Origin of the sequence: Burkholderia sp. RF4-BP95 (assembly GCF_001521985.1) — a bacterium.
Taxonomy (GTDB): Bacteria; Pseudomonadota; Gammaproteobacteria; order Burkholderiales; family Burkholderiaceae; genus Burkholderia; species Burkholderia diffusa.
The window spans coordinates 98,209-114,845 of record NZ_LOSX01000090.1; the positions used below are offsets into that span (position 1 = coordinate 98,209).

The 16,637-nt window shown below is 68.8% G+C and carries 21 protein-coding genes; 14 read left to right on the forward strand and 7 right to left on the reverse strand.

The annotated features are described in order from the left end of the window. The first annotated feature begins 29 nt into the window (after window positions 1-29). The 7 genes from WS46_RS29975 (at window position 30) to WS46_RS30005 (ending at window position 4,745) form a co-directional block, all read left to right on the forward strand. Window positions 30-440: a BON domain-containing protein gene (locus WS46_RS29975; protein WP_059693181.1), complete on the forward strand. Its 411-nt coding sequence runs from the start codon at window positions 30-32 to the stop codon at window positions 438-440. A gap of 27 nt (window positions 441-467) precedes the next feature. Beyond that, window positions 468-1,496: an SDR family oxidoreductase gene (locus tag WS46_RS29980; protein WP_059692884.1), complete on the forward strand. Its 1,029-nt coding sequence runs from the start codon at window positions 468-470 to the stop codon at window positions 1,494-1,496. A 46-nt stretch (window positions 1,497-1,542) separates the two neighbouring features. Then, the gene (locus WS46_RS29985; RefSeq protein WP_059692887.1) at window positions 1,543-1,842 is read left to right on the forward strand and encodes a DUF2795 domain-containing protein; all 300 of its coding nucleotides are present in this window, start codon (window positions 1,543-1,545) and stop codon (window positions 1,840-1,842) included. Window positions 1,843-1,909: 67 nt separating this feature from the next. Continuing rightward, entirely contained in the window at window positions 1,910-2,476 is a 567-nt protein-coding gene (locus WS46_RS29990; RefSeq protein ID WP_059511596.1) for a hypothetical protein, read from the forward strand. A 100-nt stretch (window positions 2,477-2,576) separates the two neighbouring features. Beyond that, window positions 2,577-3,434: an SDR family oxidoreductase gene (locus WS46_RS29995; protein WP_059692890.1), complete on the forward strand. Its 858-nt coding sequence runs from the start codon at window positions 2,577-2,579 to the stop codon at window positions 3,432-3,434. Window positions 3,435-3,462: 28 nt separating this feature from the next. Then, complete coding sequence (locus WS46_RS30000) at window positions 3,463-4,074, forward strand: DUF4142 domain-containing protein (RefSeq protein WP_059537035.1); 612 nt, start codon at window positions 3,463-3,465, stop codon at window positions 4,072-4,074. 59 nt (window positions 4,075-4,133) lie between these two features. Beyond that, window positions 4,134-4,745 (forward strand): hypothetical protein, encoded by a 612-nt coding sequence (locus tag WS46_RS30005; protein ID WP_059537032.1) that lies wholly within the window; start codon window positions 4,134-4,136, stop codon window positions 4,743-4,745. Window positions 4,746-4,873: 128 nt separating this feature from the next. Here WS46_RS30005 and WS46_RS30010 read toward each other — a convergent pair whose 3' ends face one another. Then, entirely contained in the window at window positions 4,874-6,181 is a 1,308-nt protein-coding gene (locus WS46_RS30010; protein WP_059537027.1) for an NRAMP family divalent metal transporter, read from the reverse strand. Continuing rightward, window positions 6,178-6,825, reverse strand: a complete 648-nt coding sequence (locus tag WS46_RS30015) for a UdgX family uracil-DNA binding protein (protein ID WP_059692892.1) — start codon at window positions 6,823-6,825, stop codon at window positions 6,178-6,180. Before WS46_RS30015 ends, WS46_RS30010 begins: the two co-directional genes overlap by 4 nt. Window positions 6,826-7,234: 409 nt before the next feature. On the opposite strand from WS46_RS30015, the gene WS46_RS30020 reads away from it, so the two are divergent. Then, window positions 7,235-8,158, forward strand: a complete 924-nt coding sequence (locus WS46_RS30020) for a LysR family transcriptional regulator (RefSeq protein WP_059692894.1) — start codon at window positions 7,235-7,237, stop codon at window positions 8,156-8,158. Between the two features lie 43 nt (window positions 8,159-8,201). After that, window positions 8,202-9,524 (forward strand): C4-dicarboxylate transporter DctA, encoded by a 1,323-nt coding sequence (dctA, locus tag WS46_RS30025; protein WP_059692897.1) that lies wholly within the window; start codon window positions 8,202-8,204, stop codon window positions 9,522-9,524. Window positions 9,525-9,548: 24 nt separating this feature from the next. Here dctA and WS46_RS30030 read toward each other — a convergent pair whose 3' ends face one another. The 5 genes from WS46_RS30030 to WS46_RS30050 all read right to left on the reverse strand — a co-directional run bounded on the left by WS46_RS30030 (window position 9,549) and on the right by WS46_RS30050 (window position 13,309). Next, the gene (locus WS46_RS30030) at window positions 9,549-10,331 is read right to left on the reverse strand and encodes a substrate-binding domain-containing protein (protein ID WP_059692899.1); all 783 of its coding nucleotides are present in this window, start codon (window positions 10,329-10,331) and stop codon (window positions 9,549-9,551) included. A 51-nt stretch (window positions 10,332-10,382) separates the two neighbouring features. Then, complete coding sequence (locus WS46_RS30035) at window positions 10,383-11,678, reverse strand: MFS transporter (RefSeq protein ID WP_059692901.1); 1,296 nt, start codon at window positions 11,676-11,678, stop codon at window positions 10,383-10,385. Window positions 11,679-11,960: 282 nt separating this feature from the next. Then, complete coding sequence (locus WS46_RS30040) at window positions 11,961-12,443, reverse strand: PRC-barrel domain-containing protein (protein WP_059537005.1); 483 nt, start codon at window positions 12,441-12,443, stop codon at window positions 11,961-11,963. A 91-nt stretch (window positions 12,444-12,534) separates the two neighbouring features. Further along, window positions 12,535-12,966: a CBS domain-containing protein gene (locus tag WS46_RS30045; RefSeq protein ID WP_059537001.1), complete on the reverse strand. Its 432-nt coding sequence runs from the start codon at window positions 12,964-12,966 to the stop codon at window positions 12,535-12,537. An 88-nt stretch (window positions 12,967-13,054) separates the two neighbouring features. Continuing rightward, window positions 13,055-13,309 carry a hypothetical protein gene (locus WS46_RS30050; protein ID WP_059536998.1) on the reverse strand — a complete coding sequence of 85 codons (255 nt, stop codon included), beginning with the start codon at window positions 13,307-13,309 and terminating at the stop codon, window positions 13,055-13,057. Between the two features lie 154 nt (window positions 13,310-13,463). Between WS46_RS30050 and WS46_RS30055 the strand changes: the two genes are divergently transcribed. The 5 genes from WS46_RS30055 (at window position 13,464) to WS46_RS30075 (ending at window position 16,585) form a co-directional block, all read left to right on the forward strand. Then, window positions 13,464-13,766: a hypothetical protein gene (locus tag WS46_RS30055; protein WP_059537426.1), complete on the forward strand. Its 303-nt coding sequence runs from the start codon at window positions 13,464-13,466 to the stop codon at window positions 13,764-13,766. A gap of 208 nt (window positions 13,767-13,974) precedes the next feature. Beyond that, window positions 13,975-14,244 (forward strand): hypothetical protein, encoded by a 270-nt coding sequence (locus WS46_RS30060; RefSeq protein ID WP_082725428.1) that lies wholly within the window; start codon window positions 13,975-13,977, stop codon window positions 14,242-14,244. After that, window positions 14,241-14,552 carry a hypothetical protein gene (locus WS46_RS30065; RefSeq protein WP_059536992.1) on the forward strand — a complete coding sequence of 104 codons (312 nt, stop codon included), beginning with the start codon at window positions 14,241-14,243 and terminating at the stop codon, window positions 14,550-14,552. The genes WS46_RS30060 and WS46_RS30065 overlap by 4 nt, the downstream gene beginning before the upstream one ends. A 49-nt stretch (window positions 14,553-14,601) precedes the next feature. Next, window positions 14,602-14,913 (forward strand): hypothetical protein, encoded by a 312-nt coding sequence (locus tag WS46_RS30070; RefSeq protein ID WP_059536989.1) that lies wholly within the window; start codon window positions 14,602-14,604, stop codon window positions 14,911-14,913. A gap of 238 nt (window positions 14,914-15,151) precedes the next feature. Then, window positions 15,152-16,585 (forward strand): RNA polymerase factor sigma-54, encoded by a 1,434-nt coding sequence (locus tag WS46_RS30075; RefSeq protein WP_059536986.1) that lies wholly within the window; start codon window positions 15,152-15,154, stop codon window positions 16,583-16,585. Window positions 16,586-16,637 lie beyond the last annotated feature (52 nt).

Consider the following 16,637-nt stretch of genomic DNA (forward strand, 5'->3'; position numbering starts at 1 on the left):
ATGCCGGCATCACACGACAGGAGGTCACGATGAAGATATTCCCGCTGCAAGCCCGCGCTCCGCGATTCCGCCGTCGCGCGGCGAAGCGTCTCGGCATGGCGGTCGCGATCGCCGCGGCCACCGCCTGTATCGCCGTCGCGCCGAACGTGTTCGCCGCCGGAGACGACAGTGGATCGTCATCCTCATCCATGTCGTCGTCGACGCATTCGAGCACCGGCACGAAGATCCGCGACGCGACCATCACGACCAAGGCGAAAGCCGAGCTGGTCGGCACGAACGGCCTGTCGGCCGGCGACATTCACGTGAAGACGCGCCACGGCGTCGTGATGCTGACCGGCAGCGTGCCGGACGACCAGCAGCGCATGCAGGCCGCCAGCGTCGTCAAGCAGATCGACGGCGTGCAGGACGTGCGCAACCAGTTGACCATCCGCCCGAAATAACCTCGGCCCCGTAGAAGGAGTCCAGTGATGAACTGCATGCTCAAACCGGTCGGCGAGCAGACGATCGTGATCACGGGCGCCACGAGCGGCATCGGCCTCGTCACGGCGCGCAAGGCGGCACGGCGCGGTGCGAAGCTGGTGCTGTTCGCGCGCAACGAGAACGCGCTGAACACGCTCTGCGAGGAAATCCGCCAGCACGGCGGCCTCGCGGTGCCGGTCGCCGGCGACGTCGGCATTCTCGAGGACGTGCAACGCGCGGCCGCGATGGCGGCCGACACCTATGGCGGCTTCGATACGTGGGTCAACAACGCGGGCGTGTCGATCTTCGGCACGGCGGCGTCGGTGCCCCTCGAGGATCAGCGCCGGCTGTTCGACACCAACTACTGGGGTGTCGTGCACGGCTCGCTGGTCGCGTCGGATCATTTCCGGCGCAAGAGCGATTTCCACGGCGGCGCGATCATCAACATGGGCAGCGAGGCGTCCGATGCGCCGGTGCCGCTGCAAAGCGCGTATGCGGCGTCGAAGCACGCGGTCAAGGGCTTCACCGATTCGCTGCGTCTCGAGATCGAGTCGGATCACCTGCCCGTGTCCGTCACGCTCATCAAGCCGGCCGCGATCGACACGATGTTCGTGATGCACGCGAAGAACTACATGAACGTCGAGGCGAAGCTGCCGCCGCCGATCTACGACCCGGACCTCGTCGCCGACGCGATCCTGTTCGCCGCCGCGCACCCGCGCCGCGCGCTGTTCGTCGGCGGCGCCGCGAAGCTGACGTCGGCCAGCGCGTATCACGCGCCGCGCCTGTTCGATCGCGTCGCGGCCACGCTGTTCTCGCGCGGCCAGCGCACGGTGCGCCCCGCGCGCCCGCGCGACGACAACGCGTTGTACGAGTCCCGCCACGCGCTGCACGAGCGCGAAGGAATGGAAGGGCCCGTGCTGCGCGGCTGTGCGTACAACGCTGTGGTGCAGCAGCCGAAGGTCGCGGGCGCGGTCGCGCTCGGCGCGGCGGCGCTGGTGGTCGCCGCGCTGGCACGCGCGCGGCGCGCGTCGTCGTAATCGCGTTCCTTTCCGGTTCCCCGTTTCTCATTCGAAGGAGGTTTCCATGTCATCCCGACAACATACGGGCCACGAATACAGCCATTCTCGCGCGCACGAAGGCGAGCGCACGCAGCAGGATCACGACAAGGGCGGCCACCAGACGGGGCACGGCAAGGCGCCGAGCCCCGTCGACGTGCAGAAGGCGCTGAAGGGGATGGACTATCCGGCGAGCAAGGCGGACGTCGTCCAGTGCGCGGAGCGGTCGCATGCCGATCCGCGCGTGCTCGACATGCTCAGGCAGATTCCCGATCGCGAATACGGCACGCCGGCATCGGTGTCGAAGGAGCTCGGGCGGCTGATGTGAGCGCCGCCACGTCGCGTCGCGCATGCCGTCGCGTGCGCGGCGCCTTACGGTCACGAGGAGCACGAACATGGCGATGATCGTCGCAGGACGCTTCACGACGTTCGATGAAGCGGAAGGTGGCGCGCGCCACCTTTACGAGCGCGCGTTCGGCCCGGACGACGTGTCGATCTTCTTCCTGAACCCAGGCGGCCAGCACGCGCGCTTTCCGATCGGCGGCGACGTGTATGCCGATACGGCCGCGAAGCCGGGCGGTCGCGGCGCGATGGTCGGCGCGCTGCGCGGGCTGCTGATCGGCGCGATCGTCGGGCTGATCGTCTATGCGCTCGGCGTGCATTACTGGTTCGTGCCGGCCGCCGGCGCGCTCGCCGGTGCGTATCTCGGCGCGTTCGGCGGCGCGCTCGGACGGATGCGCGGCGAGCAGGCCGAAGGCAAGGGCACGCTTGCGCATACCGAAACCGGCGTGATCCTGGCCGCGCGCGTGACGGCGACGACCGCGGCCGCCGCGGAAGACGTGCTGCGCGCGACCGGCGCGCAGTCGATCGAGCGCGTCGAAGGCGACTGGCAGGACGGCGAGTGGCGCGACTTCGATCCGGTGCGCCGGCCGGATGGCACCACGCAGGGCAGTCCGCGCTGAACGAGTCGTTTCCGCAGGCGCGTGCCACTCGGCGTGCGGCCACGCGGTACACGGCACGCCGTTTGCGATGCCTTCGCGACACCCGTTCAAGGAGGAAACCATGACCACCGCCAGGACACCGCCGCCGCAGACGCAGACGCAACAGCCGGGCCGCGAGCGGGAGATGCATCCGAAGCCGCACGACGAAGCGGCCGATTACGTCGGCAGCGGCAAGCTGGCCGGCAAGGTCGCGCTCGTGACGGGCGGCGACAGCGGGATCGGCCGCGCGGTCGCGATCGGTTTCGCGAAGGAGGGCGCGGATGTCGCGATCGTCTACCTGAACGAATCGGACGATGCCGCGCACACGAAGCGCCTGATCGAGCAGGCGGGGCGGCGCTGCGAGGCGATCGCATGCGACGTCGGCGACCGCCGGCAGGCGCGCGACGCCGTCGCGCGCACGGTCGAGCGGCTGGGGCGGCTCGACGTGCTCGTCAACAACGCGGGCGAACAGCATCCGCAGCCGGGCATCGAGGACGTGACCGAGGAACAGCTCGAGCGCACGTTCCGCACGAACGTGTACGGAATGATGTTCTGCACGCAGGCCGCGTTGCCGCACATGAAGGCGGGCGGCCGCATCGTCAATACGGCGTCGGTGACCGCGTATCACGGCAGCCCGAAGCTGCCCGACTACTCGGCGACCAAGGGCGCGATCGTCGCGTTCACGCGCTCGCTCTCGATCGAGCTGGCCGAGCGCGACATTCGCGTGAATGCCGTGGCCCCCGGCCCGATCTGGACGCCGTTGATTCCGTCGACTTTCACCGCCGAACAAGTATCGAAGTTCGGCACGAACGTGCCGCTCAAGCGGCCGGGGCAACCGGACGAGCTGATCGGCTGCTACGTGCTGCTCGCGTCCGAAGGCGCGAGCTACATGACGGGACAGACCTTGCATCCGAACGGCGGCTCGATCGTCGGCGGGTGACGATGCTGTCCACACCAGGAGAAAGCGCATGAAACAACCCAACTGGACGATCGCGGCGCTCGCCGCGGGCGTGCTCGCTGTGTCGGGATTCGCGCGTGCACAGATGCCGAGCGAGCCGCCCGCATCGAATTCGCATGTGCCGGGCGGCGTGATCAACCCGACGTCGGGGGCCGGGGCGGGCGATGCCGGCATCGCGAAGGCGCCGCAGGGCGTCGATGCGGAATTCGTCGACAAGGCCGCGCTGGCCGGCAAGGCCGAAGTGCAGGCGGGCCAGCTCGCGCTGCAGCAGGCGCAGTCCGCGGACGTGCGCGCGTTCGCGAAACGGATGGTGACCGACCACGGCAAGGCGAGCATGAAGCTCGACGAGATCGCCGCGCGCAAGGGCATGAAACCGCAGGTCGACCAGATCCAGGATCCGGACGTCGAGGCGCTGCGCGGCAAGCGCGGGCACGACTTCGACACCGCCTATGTCGCCGCGGTCGGCCCGGACGCGCACAAGAAGGCGGTCGCGCTGTTCGAAGACGAGGCGCGCGACGGCAAGGACACGCAACTGCGTGCGTTCGCGACATCCACGCTGCCGACGCTCAGGCATCACCTGAGCATGGCGGAGGCGCTCCAGCGCAAGGTGGGCGCGCAGTAACGCGCGCCCGTTTCAACCCCAGGGCCGCGCGGGCGGCCCGTTTTTTCGGAGAAGCAGTCATGGCCCAACGGCAATCGAAGCATGCAGGCATCCTCGAACTGCTCTGCCAGGCATACGAGACCGAGCTTGGCGGCGCGAAGATCTACGAGGCCGCGCTCCAGTGCGCGACCGACGAGGACTTGCACAAGGAATGGGAGAAGTATCACCGCGAGACGATGCATCACCAGGACGTGCTGCGCCAGGTATTCGACACGCTCGGCCTCGATCCGGATACGAAGTCGCCGGGCCGCGCCGCCGTGGAGGCGACCGGCAAGTCGCTCGTCCAGGTGATCGAGCAGGCGAGGAAGCAGGCCGACCCGGCGGTCGCGCAGGTCGTCGCGGCCGAATGCGTGGTGCTGGCCGAAACCAAGGATCACCTGAACTGGGAGCTGATCGGCTACGCGGCCGACCAGTTGCGCGACGGCGACGCGGCGAAGGCGCTGAAGGCCGCGCACGATGAAGTCGAGGCGGACGAGGACCATCACCTGTATCACACCCGTGGCTGGGCGCGCGAGATGTGGATCGACTCGATGGGCTTCAAGGCGGTGCTGCCGCCGCCTGAGGAAGTGAAGAAGGTCGAATCGGCGGCCGATGCGGCGCGTGCCGAAAAGTCGCGCGGCAAGATGATGTAACCCTGCCTCTCGGGCAACCGGGCCGCGCCGCTCGCGCGGCCGCCCGGCTGTCCGATATCGTTGCTTCGCCGTTCCGGTCCTTCCTCCATGGTTGAACGGTTGCGAACGCAACCACACCACGGTTCCGGTCAGGTCAGCATGTCCACGACCATCACGACCACCGACCCCGCCATCAGCACGACCGCCAGCCACCCGAACGCCTTCGACGCGATGCCGCTGCCCGGCTGGCCGGCCGCATCGCGCCGCCGCGACAACAGCATCACGAGCACCAGCATCGGCACCGCCGCGACGCCGTTGAGCACCGCGCTCCAGTAAAGCGCCTTGATCGGATCGACGGGACTGAAACAGATCGCGATGCCGACGAGCACGCAAGCCGCCAGCACCGCATAGAATGCCGGCGCGCGCCGCACCGGCTCGTTCAGGCCTTCCCGAAAGCGCCACGCCTCCGCGCAGCCGTACGCGGCGCTGCCCGCGAACGCGGGAATCGCGAGCAGCCCGCAGCCGACGATGCCGAACGCGAACACGACGAACGCCGCTTCGCCGGCGATCGGGCGCAGCGCCTCGGCAGCCTGCGCGGTGGAGCCGATGTCATGCCTGCCGTTCGTGAAGAACACGGCCGCGCCGATCACCATGATGCAGAACGATACCGCGTTGGTCACGATCATCCCGGTCCAGGTGTCGAACGTTATGCGACGCTCGGTCTCGCGGCGCGCGCCGGGTGCGCATGCGGTGTCGCCGTTGCGGCGCTCGGCCTGGGTTTCCTCGACTTCGAGCGCGGCCTGCCACACGAACAGGTACGGGCTCAGCGTCGTGCCGAGCACCGCGACCGCCGTCGTCGCATAGTCGTGCGTGAACGCGATGTGCGGCAGCACGATCGCCTGCAGCAGGCTGCGCCAGTCGATGTGCACGAAGCCGAGTTCGAGCACGTACGCGAGCAGGCCGAGCGTCATCCATTTGAGCCAGCGCGCGTAGCGTTCGTAGGAAAGCAGGACCTGCAGCGCGAGCGATGCGATGCCGTAGACGGGCGCATACCAGTAGCTGCGGCCGCCGACGACGAGCGCGGTCGCGTCGCCCATCGCGGCGAGGTCGGCGCCGACGTTCACGACGTTGACGATCACGACCGTCACGATCAGGGCCTTGGCGAGGCGGCTGGAGAACTGCTCGCGGATGGCCGCCACGAGGCCTTCGCGGTTGGCGCGCCCGATGAATGCCGACGCGAGCTGCACGGCCACCATCATCGGCAGCGTGATCACGGTCATCCACAGCATGTGGAAGCCGAACTGGCTGCCGGCCTGCGCATAGACGGCGACGTTGCTCGGGTCGGCGTCGGACGCGCCCGCGAGCAGGCCGGGGCCGAGCCGTCGGTACCACGGCCGGGCGGGGGATGCGGCGCTCGCGGGGTCGCGCACCGCGTCGTCGCCGCGCAGGTCGCTCATTCGGCGTCTCCCGGTGCGCCGCGCGCGAGGCGCGCCGCGGTGCGCAGCGCGTCCACGAGCGTCCGGTATGCGTGCTCGCGCGAATCGGCGCCGCGCGTGCGCAGCACGTAGGACGGGTGATAGGTCGCGACGACGAGACAGCCGTCGGGCGAGCGCACCGGCTTGCGCGTGCGCTCGAGCGTTGCTTCGTTGTCCTGCAGCACCGCGCGCAATGCCGTCGCGCCGAGCGCGACGACCACGCGCGGGCGCATCGCATCGAGTTCGCGTTCGAGCCAGTAGCGGCACGCGACGACCTCGCGTTGCGCGGGCGTCTTGTGCAGCCTTCGTTTGCCGCGCGGCTCCCATTTGAAGTGCTTGACCGCGTTGGTCAGATAGACGGACGTGCGCTCGATCCCGGCCTCGTCGAGCGCGCGGTCGAGCATGCGGCCCGCCGCGCCGACGAACGGGATGCCCGCGCGGTCTTCCTGGTCGCCCGGCTGCTCGCCGACCAGCATGATGCGCGCATCGGCAGGCCCCGCGCCGGGCACCGGCTGCGTCGCATGTTCCCACAGTCCGCAGCGGCGGCAGGCGTCGAGCGTGGCCGGCGCATCGTCGTCGGCGGCGATCGAAACCGCCGCGCGCTTTGCGGGGGCTTGGCGCGTCATGGGGTGCTTCCTGCACCCATCTGCGCCGCGCGCGCGTCGACGTGCGCGCGACGGCGGACGGCAAGCGGGGGGAAGATCCGGGCGAGTCGGAACATCGGCGGCTCCCATATCGATGCTGTGCAGTGCGTGCAGCAACCGGCATGCCGCATGCAGTCGACATGCATGCGCAGTTTGCGTCGGGACGGCATCCGGCTACAGGCGAGAGCCGCCGCGGGCGATCGAGCGTGGCCGATCGGGGCCTTACACGGCGCTTGTAAAACGGTATCGGACGTCGTCCTGCCGCGCGCATTCGCCCGCCGCACGCGGCATGCCGGCGCGCCCGGAGCGTCGCGGTCGGGCATGTCCCGGCTGGGTGTGCTTCTCCGAATCGTGCACAATACGCGGCATTCGAGATGCGGAGACCGGACCCGTGGGAATCAACTTCGATTTGACCGACTTGCAGGCGTTTCGCGCGGTGGTGGAGCTGGGAAGCTTCCGCAAGGCCGCCGAGGCGATCAGCATTTCGCAGCCCGCGTTGAGTCGCCGGATCGACAAACTGGAGGAAGCGCTTGGCGTGCGTCTGTTCGAGCGCACGACGCGCAGCGTCACGCTGACGACGGTCGGCCGCGTGTTCGCGCCGAGCGCCGAGCAACTGCTGGACGATCTCGACGTCGCGCTGCTCGGCATCCGCGACGTTTCGTCGAGCCGCCTCGGTCACGTGACGATCGCGTGCGTGCCGTCGGTGGCCTACTATTTCCTGCCGAACGTGATCGCCAGCTATCATCGCCGCTTTCCGCGCATCAGGGTCAAGCTGCTGGATGCGAGCGCGAACGAGGTGCTGAGCGCCGTCATCAGCGGAGAGGCCGATTTCGGCGTGAGCTTCATGGGCAGCCAGGAGTCCGAGGTCGAGTTCAAGCTGCTGCTGCAGGAGCGATTCGTTGCCGCGTGCCGGCGCGATCATCCGCTCGCGCGCAAGAAGCGCGTGACCTGGAACGAGCTTTACGAATACGAGTACGTGTCCGTGGACAAGACGTCCGGCAACCGCCTGTTGCTCGACCAGGCACTGACGAGCGTCGCGCCGCGCGCGCCGAGCGTGTGCGAGACGCGCCACGTGACGACCATGCTCGGGCTGGTCGAAGCGGGGCTCGGCGTCGCCGCGGTGCCGTCGATGGCGATGCCGGGACACGACCATCCGCTGCTCACGAGCGTGCCCCTCGTCGAACCTTCGGTCAAGCGCCGGGTGGGCATCGTGAAACGGCGCGGACGCCCGCTGACGCCCGCCGCGGAGGAATTTCACCGGGCGGTCATCGACGCCAGGCGCGGCGGTGCGCCGCGCAGCGATGCATCGAAGTAATGCTCGTGACGAATACGACCGGAACATCGAGGAAGACCGCAGCATGAGGCTGGCAAGATCGCTTCGTTCGCTTTACGTGCAGGTTCTGCTGGCGATGGCGCTCGGCGTGAGCGTCGGCCATTTCTGGCCGTCGGCCGGCGCGGCGCTCAAACCGCTCAGCGATGCATTCGTCGGTCTCGTGCGAATGATGATCGCGCCGATCGTGTTCTGCACGATCGTCTCCGGCATCACGTCGCTGGCGAACGGGCAGGCCATCGGACGCACGATCGTCCGCGCGCTGGTGCTGTTCTATCTGCTGACCGCCGCCGCGCTCGTATTCGGGCTCGTCACGGCGTTCGTGCTGCGGCCCGGCGCCGGCATGCACGTCGACGTGCGCCATCTCGACGCGAGCGTCCTGGCGCAATACGCGCAGCATGCGCAACCGCGCGGCCTCGTCGCGTTCGCGCTGAGCGTGATCCCGGATACGATGCTCGGCGCGTTCCAGCAGGGCGAGGTGCTGCCCGTGCTGCTGCTGTCGCTGCTGTTCGGTTTTTCGCTGAACGCGTATCCGCAGGCCGGGCGGCCCGTGCTGGCGCTGATCGACGGCGTCGCGCAGATCGTGTTTCGCGTGCTCGCGATGATCATGCGGCTCGCCCCGCTCGGCGCATTCGGCGCGATGGCCTTCACGGTGGGGCGCTTCGGCATCGGCTCGGTCGGCTCGCTCGCGTGGCTGATGGCGTCGTTCTACGTGGCCTGCGCGCTGTTCGTCGCGCTGGTGCTCGCGCCGCTCGCGCGATTGCACGGTTTCGCGTTGTGGCGGCTGTTGCGCTACATCCGCGAGGAGTTGCTGATCGTCCTCGCAACTTCGTCGACGGAGCCGGTATTGCCGCGGCTGATCGTCAAGCTGGAGTCGCTCGGTTGCGACAAGGGCGTCGTGGGGCTCGTGCTGCCGGCCGGTTACTCGTTCAACCTGGACGGCACCGCGATCTATCTGACGCTCGCCGCGTTGTTCATCGCCCAGGCGTGCGATGTGCCGCTTTCCGCGCCGCAGATCGCCGCGATGCTGGCCGTCATGCTGCTGACGTCGAAGGGCGCGGCCGGCGTGTCCGGCAGCGGGCTCGTCGCGCTCGTCGCGACGCTCGCCGTGATGCCCGACCTGCCGGTTGCGGGCGTCGCGCTTCTGGTCGGCATCGATCGTTTCATGTCCGAGGCGCGTGCGCTGACGAGCGTGATCAGCAACGCGTGCGCGGTGATCTTCGTTTCGATGCGGGAAGGGGCGTGCGATCGCGCGCGTCTCGCGCGGATGCTGAACGGGACCGGACCGGCTGGCCCGAATGGCGCCGATGACGCGGAGGCCGGCGCCGGGCCCGACGGGAAGGCGGTCTGACGCGCACCTTCCCGTCGGTCGTGCTCAGTGTGCGGAGACGGAATCCAGCCCGGTGGATTTCACTTCGGCCTGCACGTCGGGCGATGCGAGATAGTCGAGAAGGGCCTTCGCTTCCTGCGGGTGCTGCGCGCCGACGGGGATGCCGGCCGCGAAGCGCGTGACCGACTGCAGCGATTCGGGAATCTTCCCGACGAAGGTCGCGCCCTTCACGGGCAGCAGTTCGCTCACCTGCTGAAAGCCGATGTCGTAGTCGCCGTTCGCGACCACGGATGCGACCGGGATCCGCGGGATCATGGCCGCCTTCGATTTCACCTGGTCCTCGATGCCGAGCTTTTTGAACAACTCGCGCTCGATGTAGACGCCGCTCGCGCTGTCCGAGTAGGCGATCGACTTCGCATGCAGCAGAACCTGCTTGAGGCCTTCGGCCGTGCTGATGTCGGGTTTCGCCGCGCCGTCGCGCACGACCATGCCGATGCGCGAATCGGCCAGCTCGACGCGCGATCCGGCGATGACCTTGCCTTGCTTGATCAGATCGTCGAGCGCATAGCCGACCATGATCACGACGTCCGCCGGCTCGCCGCGCGCGAGCCGGTTCGGAATCGCTTCAGGCGACTTGCCCATCGACGGGCCGAGCGCGGTTTCGAGCGTGTTGCCCGAGCGGGACGCGAACTGCGGGCCGAGCAGCTTGTAGGCGGCGGTGAAGCCGCCCGAGCTCATCACGTGCAGGTCGGCGGCCTGCACGTTCGCGGCGACCGCCGAGGTGGCGACGAGCGCGATCGCGCAGAGTTTCAGGAGCAGGTTCTTCATGGTCATGGTCTTGGACGTGTGGAGTCGGGACGGGTCGTTCGGCGCGAGGCTTCAGTGCGCCGGCGTCAGCGTGGCCGTCTGCCGCCGATACAGGGCGAACGTCGCGAGCAGCGCGCACACCGCGGCGAGGCTCATCCAGTAGCCGGGCGCGGCCTTGTCGCCGGTCATGTGAATGAGCGCCGTCGAGATGGCTGGCGTAAAGCCGCCGAACACGGCCGTGGCGAGGCTGTAGGCGAGCGAGAAACCCGCCACGCGCACCTCGACGGGCATCACTTCCGTCAGGGCGACGACCATCGCACCGTTGTAGGTCCCGTACATGAACGACAGCCACAGAAGCACGAGCAGCATGTTGACGAACGACGGCGCATGGGCGAGCAGGGACAGTGCCGGGTACGCGGTGGCGATCGCGAGCAGCGTCATGCCGACGAGCAGCGGCCGGCGGCCGATGCGATCGGACAGGGCGCCGCCGATCGGCAGCCACACGAAGTTCGACACGCCGACGCACAGCGTGACGAGCAGGCTGTCGGCCGTGCTCAGGTGCAGGACCGTCTTGCCGAAGGTCGGCGCGTAGACCGTGATGAGGTAGAAGCTCGTGGTGGTCATCGCGACCAGCATCATGCCGGCGATCACGACGCCCCAGTTCCGCGCCAGCGTCCCGAACACTTCCTTCATGCCCGGACGATGCTTGCGGGCCTTGAACGCCTGCGTTTCCTCGAGGTTGCGGCGCAGCATGAAGATGAACGGCACGATCATGCAGCCGACGAAGAACGGCACGCGCCAGCCCCACGAGGCGATGGCCGACGTGCTCAGCCATTGATTGAGCGCGAAGCCGAGGCCGGCCGCGACGACGATCGCGACCTGCTGGCTGGCGGACTGCCAGCTCGTGTAGAAGCCCTTGCGGCCGGGCGTGGCCATCTCGGCGAGATAGACCGACACGCCGCCGAGCTCGGCGCCCGCCGAAAAGCCCTGCAGCAGGCGCCCGACCAGCACGAGCACGGGCGCGAGCAGGCCGATCGTCGCGTAGCCCGGCACGAACGCGATCAGGATCGTGCCGCTCGCCATGATCGCCAGCGTGACGATCAGGCCCTTGCGGCGGCCCACGTCGTCGATGTACGCACCCAGCACGATCGCGCCCAGCGGCCGCATCAGGAAGCCGGCGCCGAAGACGGCGAAGGTCATCATCAGCGACGCGAACTCGCTCGCGGCGGGAAAGAATACGGCGGAGATCTGGGTTGCGTAGAAGCCGAACAGGAAGAAGTCGAACTGCTCGAGGAAGTTGCCGGCCGTCACGCGGAATACCGCGGCGGCCTTCGACCGTGCGGTCGGAAGGCTGGGCGAGGGGTGCATCAGGGTGTCTCCAGGAAATCGGGAAGAATGCGCCGGGGGAGCGGTCGATTGTCGTTTCGGCAATATTCGCCCGGAGACGGACAAACGATAAGTGCGATTTTTGGAAGGATTGATGTTGTATGGTTATCAATCGGGCGGCGCGCCACGTCGGTCGCACGCACGGCCGGCGGCCGGCGACGCCGGCCTCGGTGGATCGGGCTGGCTCCGGGATCCGTCGAAAAGCCAAAAAAAGCCCCGCATTCGCGGGGCCTGTCGCCTGAACCACCGGCAAATCACGAACGGTCAGTGCCGCCCGCGCGTGCGAGGATCGTTCAGTTCCTCGGTCGGATCAGTGAGCCCGAGCTCGTCGCCCGCGCTCCAGTACGGCGCGCTGCCGTAGAACTCGTGCAGCGGCTCGGCCCATTGCGGGTCGGCCATCGCCGGCCAGTGATCCTTGTCGAAGCCCGGCGCGTTGCGGATCCGCTCCGACGACACCGACAGCAGGAAACACTTGCGTTCGGTATCGAGCGTGAGCGCGCTCCACGGGATCGCGAGCAGCTTGTCGCCGATGCCGAGCACGCCGCCGCTCGACAGCACGGCGTACGCGACGCGGCCCGAGCGCACGTCGAGCATGATGTCCTTGATCTTGCCGACGTCGTCGCCGTCGGTCGTGTAGACCTTGTCGCCTTCCAGCGTGTCGGCCGCCATCACGTCGGGGCCCGGGCCGGCCGCCGTCGCGGCGCCCTTGCCGATGATGCGCGTCTGTCCTCGATCGGAAGTCTGCATGGTTGTCCTCCTGGTTGCGTGGAGCGCGACCGTGCCCGGGATGGGCCCTGCGGGTCGCGCGGGGTTGTCGGGCGGGGCGGGGATCGCCCCGTCACGTACGCTTCGGTTGCGACACGCCTTCGAGCGTGTTCGCGACGTCGTCGCGCGCGGGGCCGGCCGTGCGTGTCGCGATGTCCGCGAGCGACAGCATGCCGACGAGGCGCTTGTCGTGATCGACGACGGGCAGGCGGCGCAGTTGCGCGTCGGCCATGTAGTGCTGGATCTCGTCCAGCGAATCGTCCTCGAAACACCATTCGATCGGGCCCGACGCAACTTCGTGGATCCGCGTCTCCGGCGGCTTGCCGGCCGAGATCGCGCGCACCGCGAGGTCGCGGTCCGTGACCATGCCGATCAGCCGGTTGTTGTCGCACACGGGCAGCGCGCCGATGTCGTAGCGCTCCATCAGTTGCGCCGCATGACGGATCGAGTCGGTCGGCGCGATGCGCACGACGTCCTGCGACATGATTTCGTTGACGCGATGCATGAAGTCCTCCTTGCAGGTTTGAGTCCGGGCCGTACGAGTCAGCAAGCGGCGTGCCGTTCGGCACGCGTGTTCGTCGAATCGCCGACGGTCATTCGTCGCGGCGCTTGGCCGGGTCCTGCCACGGGCCGTCGTCGTGCGTGCCCGGCGGCGTGTCGGGCTCGATGCGCGTGACGCCGCCGGTCGCCGGCGGATCGCTCGCGGGGAACGTGTCCTCCAGCTGCTTGTCGATATGCCGCTCGGAGTGGCGCGTTTTCGTGTGGTCCTGGTCCTTCAGCGGCGGCGACGGATCGGGATGCGGTTCGTGCGTCGGCGCGTCGCGGCCGGAACGGGTCGAATCCTTCATGGCATGCCTCCGTGTCGGTGACGTCGAGGCGCACATCGCGCAACGGCCGTGCCCGCTGCATCGCGACGGCACGCGACTTGCCATGTCGGTAGCAACGACGACGACACGCGGCGCCACGCGCCGCATGCACACGCACATCGAACGGGAGGGCACGATGACGATTCCGAAACGGCGGCCGGGAGTGCGCTATGAAGTCAACGTCTGCGGCGGAGGGTTCGAGTCGGTGAAGAGCCACTTCATCACGTGGAAACAGGAGCCGCTGATTTACCGGCCCGATCGCCGCATGTTCGAAGGCAAGGCCGACGTGCGGCCGCTCGACGAGACCTTCGGCTCGACCGAGCCGGCGCGCTTCGCGCTGCAGCGCGCGTGCGAGCCGGCCGATTCGTATGCGCTCGCCGCGCGGGTGCGCGACGACGACCACGAGTTGTGGCTCGTGATGGCCGCGTACGACGGGTAACGCGATGGCCTTGAAAGAATTGCAGCGCGTGGTGTAGCGAATGCACGTCGCGCCGGGCGGCGGGTTGCATGTCCGCTTGCGGGTCGGCGCGTCGACAAGCGAAAAGCGGCATGAATGACCGGCACGCGGCTTGCGGCCATCGAGTGCGTAGCGCATCGAGCTGCGAACGTGCCGCAATCCGATGCCGTCACGACAGCACAACGAACGCATGCCCATGAACCGAGATGTCGTCCGAAATCCCGCTCAGTCGCTGCATCGGCCCGAGCCGGTGATTCCCGACGTCGAGCCCGACCCCGAACCGCCCCCGCCGGACGACCTGCCGCCCGGCACGCCCGAGCCGTATCACGATCCGGAAGGCGATCCGCCGGAGCGGCCGCCACCGGAACGCGAGCCGCCGACGCGGGAGCCGCCGATCCACGCGCCGCCGACGGGCGTGCCGCCGGTGGCGTTCACCCGATTCAAGGAGGGGCCACGATGAGCATTCGCGTGAAACCCGGCATGCTGCGCGACGTGGCCGAGACGCTCGGCCGCCATTTCGAGGCGCGGGCGATGCCGTTCCATGTCGAGGAGCAGCCGGCCGGCGCATTGCATTTCGGCTTTCGTGTCGATGGCCATCCGGCGTCGCTGACCGTCACCTTCGACGCCGACGCATTCACGGCGCTCGAGCAGGCCGGTACCGAGCGGCAACGCGGCGCGCTGGCCCGTGTCGCCGCCGAATTCGACATGATGATGGCGCGCCGCGCGCCCACCGCGTATGCCGGCGATTTTCATTTCAACCGGCTCTGAGCCGTGTCGCCACGGCCGGCCCCTGCCGCCGACTCAACGGAGGATTCCGATGAAACCGATCCAGACGATGCGTATCGGCGCCTGTGCATTCGCCGCCGCGTGCGCGCTGGGCGCATGCACGCAACCGCAGGGCCCCTATGGCGCGCACGGCGCGCCGCCGGCGCCGCCGGACGGCCATGGCGCGTCGCCGACCACGACGATGCCGGACGCGAATACGCGCTACGACACGCGTCCGTCGCCGTACAACACGCTGCCGGCGGGCGCGGCGGGCGGTGAGCCGGCCGACGTGCCGCCGCCGGGGCCGAACGGTGTGCAGGGCGACCGGACGATGCCGGGCACGCCGCCGCCGATGCAGTACTGACGCGCGGAACGGCGCGCGGCGGCCGCACGCGGATAAGCCGGCGCGCTGCCGGTGCGTCCGCCCGGCGCGAATTCCGTGCCCCTAACTTGCCGGCGCTTGTAAAAAAGTCGGCACCCGGAGCCGCCGCGGGCGGGGTGCGAACCCGCGAGAGCCGCGCCGGACGGTGCTTCGCCGCCTTGGCATGGAAGCTGCGTGAATGCGTGTGAACGCAATTCCGCACACCGTCAGGAGGGCATCGATGTCCGTCACGCTTGCGCTCCAGATGCGACAGCATCTGGCACTCACGCCGAGGCTTCAGCAGTCGCTTCGCCTGCTGCAGTTGTCTTCGCTCGAATTCCAGCAGGAATTGCGGCAGGCGCTCGACTCGAATCCGTTTCTCGAAGATGGCCAGGGCGACGACGAAGCCGCCGCCGACGCGCCCGAACCCACTGCCGAAGCCGCGCCGCCCGAGCCGCCGCCCGAGCGCGAGGATGTGCGTCCGCCTGACGGCGAGGTGTCGTATACGGCCGCTCCGGCGCCGCGCGGCACGAGCCGTCAGGCCGACGACGCGAGCGACCTGTCGCCCGGCGAGTGGATGGCGGCCGAGCCGTCGCTGCACCAGCAATTGCACGATGCACTGCGCCTTTATCCGCTGAACAAGCGCGACCGCGAGGCCGCGCGCATCGTGATCGATGCGCTCGACGAGGACGGCTACCTGCGTCAGGAACTGGCCGAGCTGCTGGTCGCGGCCGATCCGGCGCTGCTGCTGTCGGAACAGGATCTCGCGGTCGCGCTGCGGCTCGTGCAGATGCTGGATCGCCCCGGCATCGCCGCGCGTTCGGTGTCCGAATGCCTGGTGCTGCAACTCGACGCGATTCCGGCCGGCACGCCCGCGCTCGCGGAGGCGAAGGCGATCGCGCGCGAGCACCTCGAACGGCTCGCGCGGCGCGAGACGGCGGAAATCCAGCGACGCCTGGGCTGCAGCCAGCCGACGATGCAGGCCGCGTGCGCGCTGGTGCGCACGCTCGATCCGCGTCCCGGCAATCACTACGGCAGCACGCGCGGCGACTACGTGATACCCGACGTGATCGTGCGCCAGGTGCGCGACGAATGGATCGTGACGATCAACCCGGCCGTGCTGCCGCGCGCGCGCTTGCACGAGCGCTACGCGACCTTGTTCGCGCAGTCGAGCGGCGAGCGCGATTCGCCGCTCGGCCAGCAGTTGCAGGAAGCGCGCTGGCTGATCCGCAACGTGCAGAAGCGCTTCGACACGATCCAGCGCGTCGGCGAATGCATCGTCGCGCGGCAGCGCGATTTCTTCCGCTACGGCGAGATCGCGATGAAGCCGCTCGTGCTGCGCGACATCGCCGAGGAACTCGACCTGCACGAATCGACCGTGTCGCGCGCGACGGGCAACAAATACATGGCCACGCCGCACGGCACGTTCGAGTTCAAGCATTTCTTCCCGCGCAAGCTGGAAGCGGCCGGCAAGGGCGTGTGCTCGGCGTCGGCCGCGAAGGTGCTGATCCGCGACATGATCGCGGCCGAGCGCCATACCGATCCGCTGTCGGACGTCGCGCTCGCGCAGAATCTCGCGGGGCGCGGCATCCTTCTTGCGCGTCGCACGGTGACCAAGTATCGCCAGGCGATGAAGATTCCGCCCGCTGAACTGCGCCGGCGCGACGCCGCGTGACGATACCGTCCGAACCGCGCGCGGCCCGCGACCCGCGGTGCCCGCGCGCATC